Source organism: Rhodococcus sp. 14-2483-1-2, from assembly GCF_002259405.1.
Classification (GTDB): Bacteria; Actinomycetota; Actinomycetes; order Mycobacteriales; family Mycobacteriaceae; genus Rhodococcoides.
Window position 1 is genome coordinate 22,521 of sequence record NZ_NPFW01000002.1, and the last position, 20,197, is coordinate 42,717.

Sequence of the window (20,197 nt, forward strand, 5' to 3'; positions counted from 1 at the left end):
CCGGGGGCATGATGATGGGATGGCCAGGCACAGTACGGGCACCGAGACAGCGAGCGAGCTGTCGGTGATGGAGAAGTTGTCGCGGCCGACCCGTGAATGGTTCACCGGCGCTTTTCCTGCTCCCACGTCCGCACAGTTGGGCGCATGGTCGTCGATCTCGAGTGGTTCGCACACCCTGGTGGTTGCTCCGACGGGCTCGGGCAAGACGCTCTCGGCCTTTCTCTGGGCCTTGGACGAGCTGGCGCAACTGGGTGCGGACAGCACCCGCAAGACCAAGGTCCTCTACATCTCGCCGCTCAAGGCCCTCGCCGTCGACGTCGAGCGCAACCTGCGCGCACCGCTGGTCGGCATCACCCAGACCGCCAAGCGACTCGGCCTGAACCCGCCGGAGATCTCGGTCGGCGTGCGATCCGGCGACACCAGCGCCGCCGACCGCAGGAACATGATCAAGACGCCGCCGGACATTCTGATCACCACCCCGGAATCGCTGTTCCTTATGCTCACCTCCGCCGCGCGAGACATCCTCGCCGAGGTCGACACCGTGATCGTCGACGAGGTGCACGCCGTCGCAGGCACCAAACGTGGCGCGCACCTCGCGGTGTCTCTCGAACGACTCGACGCGATGCTGGACAAGCCCGCGCAACGCATCGGCCTGTCCGCGACGGTGCGACCCCACGAAGAAGTGGGCCGGTTCCTCGCCGGTGCCGCTCCCATCGAGATCGTCGCTCCACCCGCCCCGAAGACCTTCGACCTGACGGTTCAGGTGCCCGTGGAGGACATGACCGAACTGGGCGTCACCGACCCGAATGCGGACACCTCCGCCGCTCCCCCGGCTCAGGGATCGATCTGGCCGCACGTCGAGGAGAAGATGGTCGATCTCATCCTCGAGCACAAATCGTGCATCGTCTTCGCCAACTCGCGACGGCTCGCGGAACGACTCACCGCGCGGCTCAACGAGGTGTATGCCGAACGGATCGGCGACGGCGTGGAGACACAGCACAAACCGCCCTCGCAGGTCGGCACCCCCAACGACGTGAATCACGGTGCCGATCCGTTGTTGGCCCGAGCCCACCACGGCAGTGTCAGCAAGGATCAGCGCGCGCTGATCGAAGACGATCTCAAGACCGGCAGGCTGCGCTGCGTCGTCGCCACCAGCAGCCTCGAACTCGGAATCGACATGGGCGCAGTCGATCTGGTGGTCCAGGTCGAAGCGCCGCCCTCGGTGGCGAGCGGGTTGCAACGCGTCGGACGCGCGGGTCACCAGGTCGGCGAGATCTCCAAGGGTGTGCTGTTCCCCAAGCACCGCACCGACCTGATCCACTGCGCCGTCACCGTCGAACGCATGACGTCGGGCAAGATCGAGGCGTTGTTCGTTCCCGCCAACCCACTCGACGTGCTGGCACAGCAGACCGTGGCGGCCTGCGCTCTCGAACCGATCGACGCCGAGGACTGGTTCGATTCGGTCCGTCGCACAGGCAGTTTCGCCACCCTGCCCAGATCTGCCTACGAGTCGACTCTCGACCTGCTCTCTGGCCGCTACCCCTCGGACGAGTTCGCCGAACTACGGCCACGGCTCGTGTGGGACCGCGACGCCAACACTCTCACCGGCCGCCCCGGGTCGCAGCGACTGGCAGTCACCTCCGGTGGCACCATCCCGGACCGCGGCCTGTTCACCGTGTACATGGTGGGCGAAAAGCAGTCCAGGGTAGGCGAACTCGACGAGGAGATGGTCTACGAATCGCGAGTCGGTGACGTGTTCGCCCTCGGTGCCACCAGCTGGCGCATCGAGGAGATCACCCACGATCGGGTGCTCGTCAGCCCGGCGTACGGCCAACCCGGTCGACTCCCCTTCTGGCACGGCGACGGCCTGGGTCGGCCCGCCGAGCTGGGCCAGGCCCTGGGCGAGTTCCTGCGTAGCACCACCGATCGCAGCCACTTGGCCGAGCGACTGAGCTCCGACGGTCTCGACGCCAACGCGGTCAACAACCTCATTGCGTTGCTCGACGAGCAACTCGAGGCCACCGGCCAACTCCCCACCGACAAGACGATGATCGTCGAGCGGTTCCGCGACGAACTGGGCGACTGGCGGCTGGTCCTGCATTCCACCTACGGTCAGCAGGTGCACGCGCCGTGGGCGCTCGCAGTCGGCGCGAGGCTGATCGAGCGATACGGCATCGACGCCGCCCCCACGGCATCCGACGACGGCATCATCGTCCGGCTTCCCGACACCGACGACCAGCCACCGGGCGCAGAACTGTTCGTGTTCGAGCGCGACGAGATCGCCGACATCGTCACCGAGCAGGTCGGCGGATCGGCTCTGTTCGCATCGAGATTCCGCGAATGTGCCGCTCGCGCACTGCTTCTCCCCCGCCGAAATCCGGGCAAGCGTGCGCCGCTGTGGCAGCAGCGCCAGCGTTCGGCTCAGCTGCTCGACGTCGCACGCAAGTACCCGACGTTCCCGATCCTGCTCGAGACCGTTCGCGAGTGCCTCCAGGACGTCTACGACCTACCCGCCCTCGAGGACATCCTGGCCAGAATCGGCCGACGCCAGATCAGAATCGTCGACGTCGAGACGCCGTCACCGTCCCCGTTCGCCAATTCGCTGCTGTTCAACTACGTCGGCGCATTCATGTACGAGGGCGACAGCCCGTTGGCCGAACGCCGAGCCGCCGCACTGTCACTCGACTCGGCGCTCCTCGCCGAACTGCTCGGACGCGTCGAACTGCGAGAGCTACTCGACGACAGCGTCATCACCACCACCGAACTCGAACTGCAGCGCCTCCCCGAGGACCGCCACGCCAAGGACATCGAAGGCGTCGCGGACCTGCTGCGGCTGCTCGGTCCGCTGACCGTCGAGGAAGTCGGTCTTCGAACCGACGGCGACGAGTACCCGCAGTGGCTCGCCGAGCTCGCCGATGCCAAGCGGGCGATGGAGGTCTCGTTCGCCGGCAAGAACTGGTGGACGGCGATCGAGGACGCCGCTCGGCTGCGCGACGCATTGGGCGTCCCTCTTCCCATCGGAACTCCGGCTGCCTTCATCGAACCCGTCGACGACCCGCTGGTCGACCTGATCAGCAGGTACGCCCGGACCCACGGACCGTTCACCCTCGACGACGCGGCAGCGCGCTTCGGGGTCGGTACCGCCGTGGTACGCGACGTTCTGCGCAGACTCGCCGTCGACAAGCGCGTCGTCGAGGGCGAATTTCGCCCCGGTGCCACAGGCAGCGAATGGTGCGAGGCCGAGGTCCTCCGGCGTTTGCGGCGGCGGTCGCTCGCTGCGGCCCGGCAGGAAGTCGAACCCGTCTCCACCGCCACCCTCGGCCGCTTCCTGCCGGCGTGGCAGCACGTGGACAGCCGACGCCTGAGCGGAATCGACGGCGTCGCGACCGTCATCGAACAGCTTGCAGGCGTTCCTGTTCCGGCCTCGGCCTGGGAATCTCTCGTGCTCTCGTCGCGGGTGACGGATTACAGCCCGGCGATGCTCGACGAGCTCACCTCCACCGGCGAGGTGTTGTGGGCGGGGCACGGCGCGATCTCGTCGAAGGACGGCTGGGTGAGCCTGCACATGGCCGATACCGCTCCGCTGACCCTCGTGGCTGCGGCCGAATCCGACCTGTCGGAGTTGCAGATTCGCATTCAGGACGCTGTCGCGGGCGGCGGCGCGTACTTCTTCCGCCAACTCTCCGACACCGTCGGCAGTACCGACGACACCGCACTGCAGGCTGCTCTGTGGGAGCTGGTGTGGGCGGGCCGTCTGAGCAACGACACGTTCGCCCCGCTGCGCGCCCTGTTGAACTCCACGACCACCCGCTCGGCCCCGAGTCACCGAGCACCACGTCGCACACCGCGGTTGCGCTCGTACCGGCAGTTCGAACGCCCCGCTCTTCCGACTCGCACCGGTCCACCGACAGCGGGTGGACGGTGGTCGAGGTTGCCCGAGCTCGAGCCCGATCTGACCGTCCGCGCCCATGCGACCGCCGACGTGCTGCTCGAGCGCTACGGGGTGGTCACCCGCGGTTCGGTGATGAACGAGGGCGTGCCCGGCGGATTCGCCACGATGTACAAGGTGCTCACCGGATTCGAGGATTCCGGTCGCTGCCGTCGCGGCTACTTCGTCGACTCACTCGGCGGAGCGCAGTTCTCCACCTCCGACGTGGTGGACCGGTTGCGCAGCTACGACGAACCGAAGAAGAACGCCACCGCCGTCGTGCTCGCGTCCTGCGATCCGGCCAACCCCTACGGCGGAGCACTGCCCTGGCCGAAAGCCGGCAGCGGCGAGGCCGGTGTCGGGGAGAAGCCGGACGAGACGACGAAGCATCGGCCGGGTCGCAAGGCCGGTGCACTGGTCGTCCTCGTCCGGGGCGAATTGACGATGTTCGTCGAACGTGGCGGGAAGTCGGTGCTGACGTTCGGTGAGAACACCGAGGACATCGGCGCTGCAGCAACCGCATTGGCGGCCACCGTTCGACGCGGCGGTGTCGACAAGCTACTCGTCGAGCGGATCAACGGTCACGACATTCATGGCACCGACTTCGCCAAGACCTTGACCGAAGCAGGTTTCTCGGCCACCCCACGCGGCCTTCGCCTGCGTCGCTGAATTACCCACGACCTGCGAGACCACCAGAGAGGACACCGACATCGATGCCCGAGGGCGATACCGTCTGGCGCGCCGCCAACACCCTGCGCGCAGCACTCGAGGGCAGGCAGCTCACCACCTGCGACATTCGCGTACCCCGTTACGCCACAGTCGACTTCACCGGAGAGACCGTCGATTCCGTCGCCTCACGCGGTAAGCATCTGCTGATTCGAGTCGGCGGCCACGTCATTCATTCGCATCTGAAGATGGAGGGCACCTGGCACGTCTATGCACCCGGTGCGAGGTGGCGTCGCCCGGCCTTCCAGGCGCGGATCATCTTGAACACCGCGAACGCGCAGGCGATCGGTTTCGAGCTCGGAGTCCTCGACATCGTCGAGGACGAGGACGAGGTCGTCGGCTATCTCGGACCGGATCTGCTGGGTCCCGACTGGGACCCGAAAGCCGCCCTGACCAATCTGGAGTCGGATCCGGCTCGTCCCGTCGGACTCGCTCTACTCGATCAGCGCAACATCGCCGGGCTCGGCAACGTCTATCGAAACGAGATCTGCTTTCTCCGTGGCATCGACCCGCGCACGCCGGTCGCCGAAGCCGGTGACCTGAAGAAGACGATCGACCTGTCCTATCGATTGATCATGGCCAACAAGGATCGCAACCAACGCGTCACTACCGGGGATCGGCGCCCGGGCCGACACTTCTGGGTGTACGGGCGCGAGAACAAGCCGTGCCGACGGTGCGGAACAACCATCGAATTCGGGCTCATCGGTGACAACCCACTCGAGGAACGGCAGATCTACCACTGCCCGCACTGTCAGAACTGAGATCTGGCGAGATCGTCCGGTCCATGGTGTCCTTTTCGACGAACCCTGTTCGTCCTTCGTGTGTAGGTCGACGAACGGCGCCGACCACGACGATTCGAAGGAGCCTTCATGACCACGTACGCAGCCATCGTCTACACCCACGACGCCGACTGGACCTCGCCCGAAGTTGCGGACGAGATGGCCGAATACGGTGCATTCAGTGCCGCGGCAGGATCCGCGATCACCGGCGGAGCGGTCCTCCACCCCACCTCGACCGCCACCACGGTGCGCGTGTCGGGAGGGAAGGGAGGTGACGTCCTGACAACGGACGGTCCCTTCGCCGAGGCCACAGAGGTGCTTGCGGGGTTCTTCCTCCTCGAGGCGCAGGACCTCGACGCCGCGATCGCACTGGCCGCACAGATCCCAGCGGCGTGGAACGGAGCAATCGAAGTCCGGCCGGTCATTCCGATGACTCGATGAATACGCCGGCCGAGCACCTGTCGGCCGTGGTCCGTGACGAGGGTCGCCGGGTCCTGGCGACCCTCGTTCGCACTACCGGCAGTTTTGCCGTCGCCGAGGACGCAGTCTCCGAGGCTGTGGTGACCGCACTTGCTCACTGGCCCAGATCGGGTGTGCCCGACAATCCGCGTGCCTGGCTCACGACCGTGGCTCGCAACAAGGCGCTCGACATCATCAGACGAGAGGCCGGGCGCTCCGCGAAGGAACGAGAGGCGGCCGATCTCGCCCTGCTGAATCGGAATTGGACCGAGGGTGATGAGTCCGCGATCGCCGACGATCTGTTGCGGTTGGTCTTCACCTGCTGCCACCCGGCGCTCTCCGTCGAGGCGCAGGTGGCGCTGAGTCTGCGCACCCTCTGCGGGCTGGCCATTGCCGATGTTGCTCATCTGATGCTCGTGCCGGAGGCAACCATGGCCAAACGGCTCACACGCGCGAAGAAGAAGATCGCCGCAGCCAACATTGCGTACCGAGTACCGGAGTCGGCGGAGCTACCGCAACGACTCGACGCGGTGGCCACCACGGTGTATCTGATGTTCACCGCCGGCCATCACGGCGGCGACACGCTGGTGCGTCCTCGACTGTGTGACGAGGCAATTCGGTTGGCCCGCTTGCTGATCGACCTCATGCCGGACGAGCCGTCACTTCAGGGGCTACTGGCCCTCATGCTGTTCACCGACTCGCGCCGGGCGACCAGGACCGACCAATCGGGCGGCCTGGTCAGGCTGGAGGATCAGGACAGATCTCGATGGGATCGAGAGGCGATCGAGGAGGGTGCTCGATCGATGAACAGTGCACTGCGTCGCAGCGACTCTCGGCACAGTCGGTACACCATCCAGGCCGCCATCGCAGCATGTCACGCCGGCGCAGCGACGTACGCCGACACCGATTGGTCGCGGATCGTCATGTTGTACGACGCGCTCGTGGTTGTGGAGAACACACCGATCGTGGCACTCAACCGTGGTGTCGCCGTGGGAGAAAGCCAGGGGCCTGCCGCCGGGCTCGATGCACTCGACGCGATCGATTCTCTCAGCGGCCACTACCTGTGGCATGCCTGTCGAGCTGTGATGCTCGATCGCCTGGACCGCGCGGAGGAGGCCAGAAGTGCACGAACGACTGCGCTCGCTCTCGCCCCGTCGCCGGCCGAGAGGGCGTTCCTCCGATCGCAACTCGCGTCGTCTTCCCACCCTGCTCGGCGACGACACGAAGAACTCTGAAAGCTCCCTGTCAGGTGCGACCAAGGCTGTTCACAGCTTCGCCGATCACCATGGATCGCATGCTGACACTTGCGATGTTCACCCTGCTGATCATGGCCGTTTCCGGCGCGATGGCGGCGCGCGCACCCCGGACGCTGGTCCGATTGCGCTAGATCGTGCGAACGGGTTCGAGTATTTCCTGGCGAGCCTCGGGAGCGACGACTCGTAGGGCGTCCGCCGATGCGTCGTCGGGCTGACGCTGCGACTCGATCTCGGCCTCCACTCGGGCGCGGTACGTCTCGACCTCACGGTCGACCGTGGCCTCGTCCCAACCCAGGACCGGTGCGATCAACGCCGCAACCTGACCCGCGCAGTTCATTCCGCGATGCGAGTACTCGATCGAGATTCGGGTGCGACGCGAGAGCACGTCCTCCAGATGCAGTGCGCCTTCCGCTGCCGCGGCGTACACCACCTCCACCTGAAGGTATGCCGGCGCATCGGTGAGTGGTTGCAGCAGTTCGGGTTTGCCGTCCGCCATCGCCAACACCTCGTCGATCAGCGAGCCGTATCGGTCCAGCAGGTGCGTCACCCGATGTGGATGCAAGTTGTACATTTCGCCCAGATGCGGTGCCTGATTGACCAGGGCGAAGTAACCGTCGGCACCGACGAGAGGCACCTTCTCGGTGATCGAGGACGCCACTCGCACCGGGATGTCCTCGGCCGCCAGATCGACTGCGTCCTCGGCCATCACGCGGTAGGTCGTGTACTTGCCGCCCGCGATCGCAACGAGTCCGGGTGCAACCCGGGCAACCGCGTGTTCCCGGGACAGCTTGGAGGTTTCGTCGCTCTCGCCGGCGAGAAGAGGCCGCAAGCCCGCGTAGACACCGTCGATGTCCTCGTGGGTGAGTGGCGTGACGAGCACCGAGTTGACCTCGCCCAGGATGTAGTCGATGTCGGCTTTGGTGGCGGCCGGGTGTGCCAGATCGAGGTTCCAGTCGGTGTCGGTGGTACCGATGATCCAGTGCGCACCCCACGGAATGATGAACAGCACCGACTTCTCGGTGCGCAGAATGATCGCGGCCTCGCTGACGATTCGATCGCGCGGCACCACGATGTGCACGCCCTTCGAGGCGCGTACCCGGAACCGTCCGCGCATGTTGGACAGCGACTGGATCTCGTCGGTCCAGACGCCGGTGGCATTGATCACCACGTGTGCACGCACCTCGGTGGTGGCACCGGTCTCCGAATCACGCACGCGCACACCGGATACCCGGTCGGCCTCACGCAGGAAACCGACGACCTGCGTGGAGGTTCGCACCACTGCGCCGTAATGAGCGGCCGTCCTGGCGACGGTCATGGTGTGCCGGGCGTCGTCCACGACCGTGTCGTAGTACCGAATCCCGCCGATCAACGACTTGCGTTTGATACCGGGCGACATACGCAGCGCACCGGATCGAGTCAGGTGCTTCTGCTGCGGCACCGATTTGGCCCCACCCATACGGTCGTACAGAAAGATACCCGCGGCGATGTACGGACGCTCCCACAACCGATGTGTGAGCGGGAAGAGGAACTTCAGCGGCTTGACCAAGTGCGGTGCGAGCGTCGACAGGGAGAGTTCGCGTTCGTGCAGGGCCTCACGCACCAGCCCGAACTCGAGCTGCTCGAGGTATCGAAGCCCGCCGTGGAACATCTTGGACGAGCGAGACGACGTTCCCGACGCGTAATCTCGCGCCTCGACCAGGGCCACCTTCAGTCCCCGCGTCGCCGCGTCGAGTGCGGCTCCGGAGCCGACGACGCCACCGCCGATCACCACCACGTCGAACTGCTCGGTTCCGAGCTGGTCCCACGCCTCCACCCGCTGGTCGGGTCCGAGGAACTTCGTATTCGATCGGTTGCTCATCTCGAACGCTCCCTCTCCATCGAAAATCCCCGCATTGCTTGCACGTCAGGCTACCGCCCCAGGTCCTTCGAGCGCAGAACCTGCCGTGGTGGGGGCACTCGGGTCAGGTCGCTCGGGTCGACGCCGAGTGCGCGCTACCCAATCGCCGCACTGCTTCTGCCAGCACGGTCGGTGTCGATCCGGCGAAACTCAACCGGAGCGAGTGCCGGTACTGCGCACCCGTAGCGAACGCCGTGCCCGGCACGAAGGCAACTCCGTGATCGAGAGCCGCGTCGAGCAACTCGCCGGTGTCGGTTCCGTCCAGGAAGGTGGCCCAGGCGAACATCCCACCCGCAGGGCGCGAGACGCTGAGGCGATCACCGAACTCGGCGACGAGAGCAGAAGTCAATGCCGTTGCACGGCAGGCGTACTCGCGCCGCAGAACGTCCAGATGCGCATCGAGCCACGGAGTGTCGGCGAGCATCTCCGCTGCCATCGACTGCGTCATCGAGGATCCACACAGATCTGCGCCCTGCTTGAGCAGCTCCACCGCCCCACAGACGCTGGGCGGGGCGACGAACCAGCCGACACGAAGCGTCGGAGCCAGGATCTTCGACGCGCTCGAGAGTCGAATGACGCGGTCGCTGTGACACGCGATCGGCGGCGGAGCGCCGATTCCGAATTCCGTTGTGTCGAAATATATCTCACCGTACGGGTCGTCCTCGATCACCCAGAATCCGTAGCGATCCGCGAGCGCCGCGAGGTGGCGTCGACGCTGCTCGCTCATCGTGACTCCGCGAGGATTGTGAAAGTTGGCGACGGTATGGACCACCACGGGACGCAGCCCCGCCGTCAGTCTGCGTTCGAGTTCGTCGGTATCCATTCCAGTATCGGTGATGGGGATGGACTCGATGCTCGCCTCGGCGATCGAGAAGACCTGCAGCGCACCGGTATACGCGGGTTCGTCGACCACGACGACAGCACCCGGGTCGATCAGGGCCTGCGCGAGCAACGTCAGGGCCTGTTGCGAACCGTGTGTCACGATGACGGACTCGACCGGAACTGGCGCTCCCCCGCGCACGAGCGATTCCCTGGCCGCAATGACGCCACGCAGACTGCGGTGGCCGGATGTCTCGCAGTACTGCACTGCGTCGGGGCGGCGAAGCACAGCCTCCGCTGCTGCGGCGATGCGGTCGACCGGAATCAGATCGGTGGCGGGTAGACCACCGGCGAGGCCGATCACATCGTCGCGTGCAGTGAGAGCGAGAAGATCACGGATGGCCGAGCTGGTGAGTGAATCGGTACGCCTGGCCAGGCCGGCGGAACGGTACGTAGTGGACATGAGAGGAACTCCGGGGCAGCAGGAATGGGAGAACGGCCCGCGGATCCGCTGAGTCGAAGAAGGAGCGGACGGGTGTGTCCGCTCCTTCCGACTGTCTCACGTGCTACCGAAATATGAAACGCAGTTCTCACATTATGAGATCAGTCCAGATCGTCGTGCGCCATCAGCTGACGCGCGGCCTCGATGACCGAACCGGACAGCGACGGGTACACCGAGAAGGTGTTGGCCAGGTCGTTGACCGAGAGATTGTTCTGCACGGCCATCGCGATCGGCAGAATCAGCTCCGACGCACTCGGGGCGACCACGACGCCACCGATGACGACGCCGGTGGCCGGGCGGCAGAAGATCTTCACGAAACCACGCTTGAGTCCACTCATCTTCGCTCGCGGATTTGTGGTCAGTGGCAGCATCACCACGCGCGCCGGTACTTCACCGGCGTCGATCTTGGACTGCGCGACGCCGACCGACGCGATCTCGGGCCGAGTGAACACCGCCGAGGCCACGGTCTTGAGCTTGATCGGGCTGACGGCCTGTCCCAGTGCGTGATACATCGCAATGCGTCCCTGCATCGCCGCGACCGAGGCCAGCGGCAGCAGACCGGTGCAGTCACCGGCTGCATAGATGCCCGCGACGGCAGTACGCGAGACGCGATCCACCCGCAGGTACCCGCCCTTGTCGAGTTCGATGCCGACGTTCTCGAGTCCCAGACCGGAGGTGTTGGGCACCGATCCGACGGTCATCAGCGCGTGACTGCCCTCGACGGTGCGGCCGTCCGAGAGCGTCACGAGAACACCGTTGTCGGTGCGGACCACGGAATCGGCGCGGGCGTGCTTGACGAGGGTGACGCCACGTTCGTTGAACGCGTCCTCGAGCACCAGCGCGGCATCCTCGTCCTCGTGCGGAAGGACGCGGTCGCGGCTCGAGACCGCGGTGACCTTGACGCCCATCTCGGTGTAGGCGGAGACGAACTCGGCACCGGTCACACCGGATCCGACGACCACCAGGTGCTCGGGGAGGGCCTCGAGGTCGTAGAGCTGACGCCAGTTGAGGATTCGTTCGCCGTCGGGTTCGGCTCCCTTGACCACGCGGGGGCGGGCTCCGGTCGCGATGAGCACCACATCGGCGTCGAGGATGCGCTCTTCGCCGTCGGCGAGCACTGCCTTGATCTGGTGCGAGGCCATCCCGACATGGGTGTCGATCATCTCGGCGCGTCCGGCCAGCAGTTGCACGCCGACGGAGGTGACGCGGTGGGCGATGTCGGAGGACTGCGCCTGCGCGAGGCTCTTCACGCGGTCGTGAATCTTCGGCAACGCGACGGCGGCCTGCGATGGATCGAGCGAAATGCCCAGGTCGCTGGCTCGACGCATCTCGGTGCGAATGCCGGTCGAGGCGATGAACGTCTTCGACGGCACGCAGTCCCAGAGAACGCAGGCACCGCCGATACCGTCGGAATCGACGAGCGTCACCTCTCCGCCGTGCTGTGCGGCAACCAACGCTGCTTCGTACCCTGCCGGACCACCACCGATGATCACAATCCGGGTCATTGATCCTCTTCTCGCATGCTCGAAATCTCTCGTCGTGTCGCGTCAACGGTATTCCAGAGGCTGCCCTCCCGCGTCTTCAGGGCCGGCCTGCCTCGCCCCGCAGGAGGGCGGACCTGGGGCGACGCACCGAAACACGACCACGAGGCGTCAGTGGGTACCGATACGGTTTAGGCTGGCCGACGTGCCAATTTATGCCGCCTACGGATCCAACATGCATCCGGAGCAGATGTTGCAGCGATGCCCTCACTCGCCCCTGTCGGGAACCGGGTGGCTGCACGGATGGCGGTTGACCTTCGGCGGTGGCGACATCGGTTGGGAAGGCGCACTGGCCACGGTCGTGGAGGATCCCGACTCCCAGGTCTTCGTCGTGCTCTACGACGTATCCGAGGAGGACGAGGAGAGCCTGGATCGCTGGGAGGGCTCGGAACTCGGTATTCACCGGAAGATCCGGCTGCGCATCGAGACCGGCCGGGAGCCGGTGCTCGCCTGGATGTACGTACTCGACGCCTACGAGGGCGGCCTGCCGTCGGCGCGCTACCTCGGCGTCATGGCAGAGGCAGCCGAAATTGCCGGTGCCCCAGCCGAATACGTACGAGACCTACGAACCCGCAACAGCCGCAACGTCGGTCCCGGTACCGCCTCGTAGCTCGAGAGACGGATCAGAAGTAGTTCTTCATGACCGACGCCACCCACGTCGGTTCCTTCACGTCCTCACGCTCGGGAACCATCGACTGCAGGAACGGCTTGACATCGAACACCGGTGTGCCGTCGATCGCGTCGAGACCTCGGACTCGGATGCGAAGTCCGTCCACGTCGACGATCTCGCACCGCGACACCCCGAGATGATTGGGCCGGTCCTTGACCCGTTGAGCGAGGACGCCCACCCGAGGAAGCGTCGTGTCACCGCGGGGGTGCCGCGAACCGGTCGTCGTCGCGGCCGGATCGCACAGGTGGAAGCCGTAGACCACTTCGAGGTGGGAGAACTCAGCGAGACCGAGGGTCGCGTCGGCGTCGAGGACAGCGTCGTGGAGTTCGATGACGGACTCGACCGATCCCCAGTTGTCGTCCACCACCTCGGCACGGTCCGATCGAACGATTCCGATCGGCGACACGTCGAATGCCATCTCGTCTCCTGCCTCTAGGTCGGATCCAGCGCGATTCCGGTCATCACCTTCACGCCCACGGCCAGTGCTCGTTCGTCGAGATCGAAGGTGGGTTGGTGGATGTCGAGTTGCGGTCCGGTGCCCGGCCACACACCTAGTCGAGCCATCGCGCCCGGTACTCGTTCGAGGTACCACGAGAAATCCTCGCCACCGCCGGACTGCGCGGTGTCGGCCAACGCGTCGGGTCCGACCCGGCCGATCGCCTTCTCGAACGTGTGCGTGGAGGCCGCATCGTTCACCACGGGAGGCACGCCGCGACGGTAGTGCAACTCGAACTGCACCCCGGTGGGTGCCAGCAAGCCGGTGACGATCTCGCGGACCAACGGTTCCAGCAATGCCCAGGTCTCGTGGTCGCCGGTGCGGACGGTACCGGTCAGCATGCCGGTCTGCGGTATGGCATTGGGGGCCTGGCCCGCGACCACCGCTCCCCACACCATGACCGTGCTGGTCCGCGGGTCGATTCGCCTGCTCAACATCCCGGGCAGACCGGTGATGACGGTGCCCAGTGCGTAGATGAGATCGGTGGTCAGGTGCGGCCGAGAGGTGTGTCCGCCGGGTGAATCCAGCCGAAGCTCGACGGTATCGGCCGCAGAGGTGATCGCACCGAGGCGCAGGCCGACCTGCCCCACCTCGAGTCGCGGATCACAGTGCAGCGCAAAGATCTTGGTGACGCCGTCGAGCGCGCCCGCAGCCACCGCGTCGAGGGCACCGCCAGGCATGACCTCCTCGGCGGGCTGAAAGATCAGGCGCACCCCGTACTGCAGGTCCGGCAATGACGCCAGCGCCAGCCCGGTCGCGAGCAGCACCGTGGTGTGCGCGTCGTGCCCACAGGCGTGGGATACCCCCGGCACGGTCGACGAGTACACCGCGCCGGTGTTCTCCTGCAGCGGCAGGGCGTCCATGTCCGCCCGCAACGCCACCCGGGGACCGTCGGGTCCGATATCGCAGATCAACCCCGTTCCGCCGGGGAGCGGCTTGGGCGACAGACCCGCTGCTTCGAGATGCTCCATCACGAACGCAGTGGTGGCGAATTCGCGTCGAGCGAGCTCCGGATTGGCGTGAATGTGCCGACGCCACTGAGACAGATCGGAAGTATGCGCGTTGATCCACCGATCGATCGCGTCTTCGCGGGTACTCACGACTGCGCCGCCGAGCGAGCGATCACGCCGTCGAGCAGACGGGCGCGAGTACCGGGATCGGCTGCGGCACGCGCAGCAGTTCTGGCGAGACCGAGAGCTCCGTCGAGCAACGCTCGATCGGCCGACTCGGTGACACACGCCGCGGCGAACTCCGGCTGATGCGTCACCGCCCCTCCTGCATCGAGTCCGACGACGGGATGAATACCGGGTAGAACATTCGTCACGTTTCCCATGTCTGTGCTGCCCAACGGGCGAAATCCTTCCAAATCCGGAGCCAGGGGCGACCGGCCCAACGCTTCGATCTCCTGCCGAAAAGCTGCGACCAGCCACGAATCGGGTGTCAACGCCGCATAGGTGGGCGACACCGTGCGGATCTCGTGAGTGCACCCCGTGGCGATCGCTCCTGCCTCGAAACACGCGTACGTCTTCGCCGTCAGAGCGTGCAGCGATTCGGTGGTGTTCGCACGCAGGTAGTAGAGCAACTCGGCGTGGCCGGGCACGATGTTCGGTGCCACACCCCCGTCGCTGACGATGCCGTGCAACTGCTGACCCGGCGAGAGGTGCTGCCGCAGCAGCCCGAGTGCCACCTGACTGATGGTCACCGCATCACCCGCGTTGATTCCCCATTCGGGAGCTGCCGAGGCGTGCGCGGCACGGCCGGTGAACTTCACGGCGATGTCCGCCAGCGCCAGCGAGGTCGCACCCACGATGTCGAAGGGGCCGGGATGGACCATCAACGCCGCGCCGACGCCGTCGAACACTCCTCGCTCTAGCATCAACACCTTGCCGCCGCCGGTCTCCTCGGCCGGGGTACCGAGCACTCGCACGGTGATGCCGAGAGCGTCGGCGACCGGCGCGAGCGCGAGCGCGGCACCCACAGCCGAGGCCGCGATGATGTTGTGCCCGCACGCATGACCGATCTCGGGCAGAGCGTCGTACTCCGCGCAGATACCGATCACCAGATCGCCGCTGCCGAACGACGCGGTGAACGCGGTGTCCATGTCTGCGACGGCCGTCTCGACCTCGAAATCGTGGGCTCGGAGCGTATCGAGGATCTTGGCGACGCTGCGATGTTCGGCGAACGCCAGCTCCGGTTCCGCGTGGATCGAGTGCGAGAGCGCGACCACTTCGTCGGTGGCGGTGGCCAGGGCGCGGCCCATCGCCTCGCCCACGGCAGCACTGTTCGATTCGTCGATCACGAGAGACAGTGTGTCACTAGCGCGACCGAGTGTCGGAACAGCTGTGCTTCAGTCGTGGGTGAAGTCGGTCCTGCTACTTCCCGAAGCTGAAGTTGCTGTCGTCGGTCGCGGTGTTCAGCGCGGCGAGCAGATCCACGTGCATACGGCTCTTGATCCCGGCCAGGTTCGCACCTCGGGTGCTCGTCAATGCCGCCGCCTTCGCGACCGCGTCGGACACCAGCGACTCCCCCGATGCCGTTGCCTCGACGATTCCGGCGGCCACGGCGTCGGCACCGCCGTAACGGCGACCGGTCGTCATGGCCTCGACGGCGGTCTGCTTGGGCAGCCGGGAGTTGATCAGAGCAGACATTCCGACGGTGAACGGCATGTTCAGGTTCACCTCGGGCAAGCAGTAGAAGCCGCGATCGACGCGCTGGATGCGGAAGTCGTGGGAGGTGGCGAACATCGCGCCCGCGCCGAATGCGTGCCCCTGCACCGCGGCGACGGTGGCCATCGGAAACGCCAGGAGCCGGGTGTAGAGAGTGTGCACGCGGTCGAGGTACCAGGTGATCTTGTCCAGGTTGGCGAACAGCCAGTCGGTGTCGAGGCCGTTGCTGTAGAACTTGCCCGCCGACGTGGTGACAAGCGCGGCCGGACCGGTCGAGGCCTCGACCTCGTCGAGCAACGCATGGGTGGCGTCGATCCAGTCCGGATGGAACCGATTCTCGGGATTGTCCGCCCCGTTCTGGGCACCGAGGAACAGGATGTGGACGTCGCCGTCGCGTTCGAGATAAGGCATGCAGCGGATACTACCCAACGGTAACTTCCGCCGGTCGCACATCCGTGGCGTCGATCTCCTACTGTTGTTCATCGTGGCAACAACCGACGCACATGCGACCGACCCCGTGACCGATCCCGAGGGTGCTGCGCGCACCGCCGCCGACGCACTCGCCGCGGCAACCGGAGTCGACACCCACACCGTGGCCATCGTTCTCGGTTCCGGATGGCAGGCGGCGGCCGACGTCTTCGGCTCCCCCACCGCAACCGTGCGCATGGCCGACCTGCCCGGTTTCGCGCCACCGTCGGCGTCCGGCCACTCCGGCACCATCACCTCGGTGGACGTCGGCGGCACCCACACCCTGCTGCTGCAGGGACGCACGCATGCCTACGAGGGGCACGACCTGCGACGCGTCGTGCATCCCGTGCGTACCGCGATCGCGGCAGGTGCCACGACCGTCGTGCTCACCAACGCTGCAGGCGGTATCCGAGACGGCATGAGCGTCGGACAGCCCGTGCTGATCTCGGACCACCTCAACCTGACGGCTCGCTCGCCCCTCGTCGGGGCCGAGTTCGTCGATCTGGTCGACGCGTACTCCCCCGAACTCCGGGCCCTTGCGGCCGAGATCGATCCGTCGCTCGAGGACGGCGTCTATGCAGGCCTGCCCGGTCCGCACTACGAGACGCCCGCCGAGATCAGGATGCTGCGCACGCTCGGCGCAGACCTCGTGGGTATGTCGACGGTGCACGAGACGATTGCCGCACGAGCGAAAGGCGCAGGCGTCCTGGGCATCTCGCTGGTGACCAATCTCGCGGCCGGCATGACCGGAGAGCACCTGAACCACACCGAAGTACTCGCTGCAGGCAAGGAGTCCGCTGCCCGCATGGGATCGCTCCTGCACGAATTGGTCTCCCGCCTGTGACCGAGGATCTCACCGAGCGAGTACAACGATGGATCGCAGGCGATCCCGACCCCGCTGCTCGCGAGGAACTCGACGGTCTGCCCGATGCCGAACTCGCCGACAGGTTCAGCGGTCCCCTGACGTTCGGTACCGCAGGTCTTCGTGGCCCGGTGCGCGCGGGACCCAACGGAATGAACGTGGCGGTGGTGACGAAGACCTCGGCCGGCATCGCGGCCTGGTTGATCGAGAACGGTCTGGGCGGGTCCACGGTCGTGGTCGGTCGCGACGCCAGGAACGGCTCCGAACAGTTCGCATTCGCGGCCGCCGAAACCTTCTCCGCCCAGGGCTTTTCCGTGGTGATGCTGCCTCGGCCGCTGCCGACCCCCGTCGTCGCCTTCGCGGTACGGGCACTCGATGCCGAGCTCGGCGTGCAGATCACCGCGTCGCACAATCCCGCCGCGGACAACGGGTACAAGGTGTATCTCCGCGGCGGCTCGCAACTGATCCCGCCGAGCGACGCCCAGATCGAAGCGCTCATCGCGGCCACTCCCGACGCGATCGAGGTTCCGCGTGCGATCGTCCAGCCCGGCGGCTCCGACATCGCGGCTCGATATCTCGATTCGGTTGTTGCACTGCCACATTCGACGCGTCGAGACATCCGAATCGCACTCACCCCACTGCACGGCGTCGGCGGTGAGCTCGCGATGGCAGCACTGCGCGGTGCGGGGTTCCGCGATATCCAGGTGGTCGAGGAGCAGTTCGAGCCCGATCCAGCGTTTCCGACCGTCACGTTTCCCAACCCCGAGGAGCCCGGAGCTGCCGACGCCGTGCTCGCGTTGGCGGCGGACATCGACGCCGATATCGCGATTGCCCTCGACCCCGATGCCGATCGCTGTGCAGTCGGGGTGCCCACGGACAGCGGGTGGCGCATGCTGACCGGCGACGAGACCGGGGCCCTGCTCGCGAACCATCTCCTCGCCGATGCGCCCGCCGACTCACTGGTGGCCAACACTATCGTCTCGTCGCAACTGCTTTCGGCGCTCGCTCCGGCGCGCGGCGCTCGCTATGCCCGCACCCTGACCGGATTCAAATGGCTCGTCCGCGCGGGCGAGGGCCTCGTGTACGCCTACGAGGAAGCCATCGGGCACTGCGTCGATCCGAACGTGGTGCGAGACAAGGACGGTATCTCGGCCGCGGTGGTGCTCGCAGATCTCGCCGCCGACCTGAAGCAGGATCGTCGCACCCTGCTCGACGTGCTCGACGACCTCGCGGTCGAATTCGGGGTCCACCTGGGTGCGCAGGTCTCGCGGCGGGTCGAGGACCTCGCCGAGATCGGGAACATGATGCACCGGTTGCGCAGCGCATCGCCGACGGAACTGGCCGGGCGGGCCGTCACCGTGCTCGACTACGCCCAGCGCGACGACGAATTACGGACCGACGCAGTCGAGATCAGCGGATCGGGCCTGCGGGTGATCGTGCGGCCCTCCGGCACCGAACCCAAACTCAAGGCCTACCTCGAGGTGATCGAGCCGGTCGACGGCCCCGAGGACCTGCCGAGAGCGCGGGCGGCAGCAGCCGAGATCCTGGCCGAACTGACCGACTTCGCCCAGCACCTCTAGGCCGTGTCGCCTAGAGTGTGATGCGACGCACCAGAGGAAAACCGCATGTAGAACCGCACCCGCCCGATACTTGAACGCCAGTGTGTCGTACCGGGTGGCAAGCCCTCGCCACTGTTTGACGGCGTCGAAAGAGCGCTCGACGAGATTGCGGCCTTTGTATTTCTGCGCATCGAACTTTGGTGGCCGACAACCACCGCTGCCCCGATTACGCCGGTGGCCCTGCTGATCTCATGGTTCCGAGATCACCGCCTCGATCCGCCGCGACCGCAGCAACGCTCGGATCGCACGCGAGGAATACGCCTTGTCGCCGAGCACCGCGTCCGGACGAGTACGCGCCGGTACCGACCCCTCGCGCTCGATCCGCAAGTGCGAGAGCAAAATCGGGAACATCGGACTGCCACCCGCTCGCCCAGCACCGACGAGCACCACCAACGGCAAACCGTTCCCATCGGTGAGATGAATCTTGGTGCCCAATCCACCGCGAGAGCGGCCGATACCGTGATCATCGGACGAGGGCAACAACGGTTCGATCAGAACGCACTACTCATCGGTGAACCCTCTGCAATCTCGACACGAGAAACATTCTCGAGCACAACCACACTCGCATCTAGGAGACACGCCCTAGGCGACCACGAACCCTCAGAACAGCGCCGACTGCACCGCGGGCAGGTCGGACGTGAAGGCCCCGAGTTCTATTCGCCGACCCTTCAGTGCCGCGAGATCCACGACGTAGGTCTCGTCGTCGACCATCGCGATCACCGCCTGCCCGACGCATGTCCTGATCTCGAGTCCGTGCGAGCCGGTTGCGACATCGGCGGGGTAGGCGACGCGGCTGACGTTCTCGCTCAACGCCTCCCGGCCTGCGGGCGGAGCCCATGGCTCGTCGATCGGGGTGCATCCGGCAATGCCTGCCTCGGTCAGCATCTCGCGGACCTGCTGGGCCCGGGCAGCGGTGGCGGCATCGAGCCTGTCCACGTCGATCGGCAGACACAGCGAGGCGGCTTTCGCCGCGGACCTCACCGCCTGCCGTAGCCCCATCGATTCGGTCACGAGATCCTCGGCAACCCGGACGGCCTTTCCGTCGTCGGCATGGGCGACGTACTGCGCGCAGATGGCACCTTGCTCGGCGAGCCGACCCCATTTGCGCGTGTCCGCCGCTGTCCCGATCTTGAAGGTGCCGTTGGCGAACGCCGCCAGATACAGCCAATGCGGTTGCATGACATGCTTTTCCAGATCACGCGAGACGAATCCGCTGCGATGCACGGTGTGCACGAATCGAAAGCTGTCCTTGTCGGCGCACGTCGCGCACTGCCCCGACGCGACGGCCCGCTCCCGGCCGGGGCACGGCACGTAGCGCGGCGGGCCGTCGGCCCGAAATGCCATGCGCCCGGTGCAGTACCGATCGGTCGACGCACCCGGCGCACGGAAGCCGAGCCTGCAGCCGACCAGTTCGTGGAACTCGATCTGCTCGGTGTCGACGTCGAGCACCCGCAATCTCGGGCGCGGTGCAGGTGCTGCCTCCGAGGGCCAGGAGACGCCGAGAACCAA

At 66.1% G+C, this 20,197-nt stretch carries 16 protein-coding genes; 7 read left to right on the forward strand and 9 right to left on the reverse strand.

The window, feature by feature from the left end:
• The first annotated feature begins 19 nt into the window (after positions 1 to 19).
• The 4 genes from CH295_RS00195 (at position 20) to CH295_RS00210 (ending at position 7,127) form a co-directional block, all read left to right on the forward strand.
• On the forward strand, positions 20 to 4,597 hold the full coding sequence (locus CH295_RS00195; protein ID WP_502694453.1) for an ATP-dependent helicase: 4,578 nt from the start codon (positions 20 to 22) through the stop codon (positions 4,595 to 4,597).
• 44 nt (positions 4,598 to 4,641) lie between these two features.
• Positions 4,642 to 5,415, forward strand: a complete 774-nt coding sequence (locus CH295_RS00200; protein WP_094739441.1) for a DNA-formamidopyrimidine glycosylase family protein — start codon at positions 4,642 to 4,644, stop codon at positions 5,413 to 5,415.
• 108 nt (positions 5,416 to 5,523) lie between these two features.
• Positions 5,524 to 5,874, forward strand: a complete 351-nt coding sequence (locus CH295_RS00205; RefSeq protein WP_037188115.1) for a YciI family protein — start codon at positions 5,524 to 5,526, stop codon at positions 5,872 to 5,874.
• Positions 5,871 to 7,127: an RNA polymerase sigma factor gene (locus tag CH295_RS00210; RefSeq protein WP_094739442.1), complete on the forward strand. Its 1,257-nt coding sequence runs from the start codon at positions 5,871 to 5,873 to the stop codon at positions 7,125 to 7,127. Before CH295_RS00205 ends, CH295_RS00210 begins: the two co-directional genes overlap by 4 nt.
• 148 nt (positions 7,128 to 7,275) lie before the next feature.
• On the opposite strand, the gene glpD is transcribed toward CH295_RS00210, so the two are convergent.
• The 3 genes from glpD to CH295_RS00225 form a co-directional block, all read right to left on the reverse strand.
• Complete coding sequence (glpD, locus tag CH295_RS00215; RefSeq protein ID WP_037188117.1) at positions 7,276 to 9,006, reverse strand: glycerol-3-phosphate dehydrogenase; 1,731 nt, start codon at positions 9,004 to 9,006, stop codon at positions 7,276 to 7,278.
• Between the two features lie 103 nt (positions 9,007 to 9,109).
• The gene (locus CH295_RS00220; RefSeq protein ID WP_094739443.1) at positions 9,110 to 10,327 is read right to left on the reverse strand and encodes an aminotransferase-like domain-containing protein; all 1,218 of its coding nucleotides are present in this window, start codon (positions 10,325 to 10,327) and stop codon (positions 9,110 to 9,112) included.
• A gap of 140 nt (positions 10,328 to 10,467) precedes the next feature.
• A complete protein-coding gene (locus tag CH295_RS00225; RefSeq protein ID WP_037188122.1) occupies positions 10,468 to 11,871 on the reverse strand; it encodes an NAD(P)H-quinone dehydrogenase in 1,404 nt (467 codons plus the stop codon).
• Positions 11,872 to 12,052: 181 nt separating this feature from the next.
• Between CH295_RS00225 and CH295_RS00230 the strand changes: the two genes are divergently transcribed.
• Positions 12,053 to 12,517 carry a gamma-glutamylcyclotransferase family protein gene (locus CH295_RS00230; protein ID WP_037188123.1) on the forward strand — a complete coding sequence of 155 codons (465 nt, stop codon included), beginning with the start codon at positions 12,053 to 12,055 and terminating at the stop codon, positions 12,515 to 12,517.
• Between the two features lie 13 nt (positions 12,518 to 12,530).
• Here CH295_RS00230 and CH295_RS00235 read toward each other — a convergent pair whose 3' ends face one another.
• The 4 genes from CH295_RS00235 to CH295_RS00250 form a co-directional block, all read right to left on the reverse strand.
• Positions 12,531 to 12,995, reverse strand: coding sequence for an SAM-dependent methyltransferase (locus CH295_RS00235; protein ID WP_094739444.1), 465 nt, complete (start codon positions 12,993 to 12,995; stop codon positions 12,531 to 12,533).
• A gap of 14 nt (positions 12,996 to 13,009) precedes the next feature.
• The gene (locus CH295_RS00240) at positions 13,010 to 14,173 is read right to left on the reverse strand and encodes a M20 family metallopeptidase (protein ID WP_094633755.1); all 1,164 of its coding nucleotides are present in this window, start codon (positions 14,171 to 14,173) and stop codon (positions 13,010 to 13,012) included.
• Positions 14,170 to 15,333 carry a M20 family metallopeptidase gene (locus tag CH295_RS00245; protein WP_094739589.1) on the reverse strand — a complete coding sequence of 388 codons (1,164 nt, stop codon included), beginning with the start codon at positions 15,331 to 15,333 and terminating at the stop codon, positions 14,170 to 14,172. Before CH295_RS00245 ends, CH295_RS00240 begins: the two co-directional genes overlap by 4 nt.
• Before the next feature lie 112 nt (positions 15,334 to 15,445).
• Complete coding sequence (locus tag CH295_RS00250) at positions 15,446 to 16,150, reverse strand: enoyl-CoA hydratase/isomerase family protein (protein WP_094739445.1); 705 nt, start codon at positions 16,148 to 16,150, stop codon at positions 15,446 to 15,448.
• Between CH295_RS00250 and CH295_RS00255 the strand changes: the two genes are divergently transcribed.
• Both CH295_RS00255 and CH295_RS00260 read left to right on the forward strand, forming a co-directional pair.
• Positions 16,149 to 17,051, forward strand: a complete 903-nt coding sequence (locus tag CH295_RS00255) for a purine-nucleoside phosphorylase (protein ID WP_502694454.1) — start codon at positions 16,149 to 16,151, stop codon at positions 17,049 to 17,051. The two genes, CH295_RS00250 and CH295_RS00255, sit on opposite strands and share 2 nt — an antisense overlap.
• A complete protein-coding gene (locus CH295_RS00260; RefSeq protein ID WP_094739446.1) occupies positions 17,048 to 18,649 on the forward strand; it encodes a phospho-sugar mutase in 1,602 nt (533 codons plus the stop codon). Before CH295_RS00255 ends, CH295_RS00260 begins: the two co-directional genes overlap by 4 nt.
• A gap of 228 nt (positions 18,650 to 18,877) precedes the next feature.
• Here the strand turns inward: CH295_RS00260 and CH295_RS00270 are convergent, their stop codons facing one another.
• The gene (locus CH295_RS00270; RefSeq protein ID WP_170945691.1) at positions 18,878 to 19,168 is read right to left on the reverse strand and encodes a transposase; all 291 of its coding nucleotides are present in this window, start codon (positions 19,166 to 19,168) and stop codon (positions 18,878 to 18,880) included.
• A gap of 120 nt (positions 19,169 to 19,288) precedes the next feature.
• Positions 19,289 to 20,137 carry a DUF2797 domain-containing protein gene (locus CH295_RS00275; protein ID WP_252341840.1) on the reverse strand — a complete coding sequence of 283 codons (849 nt, stop codon included), beginning with the start codon at positions 20,135 to 20,137 and terminating at the stop codon, positions 19,289 to 19,291.
• Positions 20,138 to 20,197 lie beyond the last annotated feature (60 nt).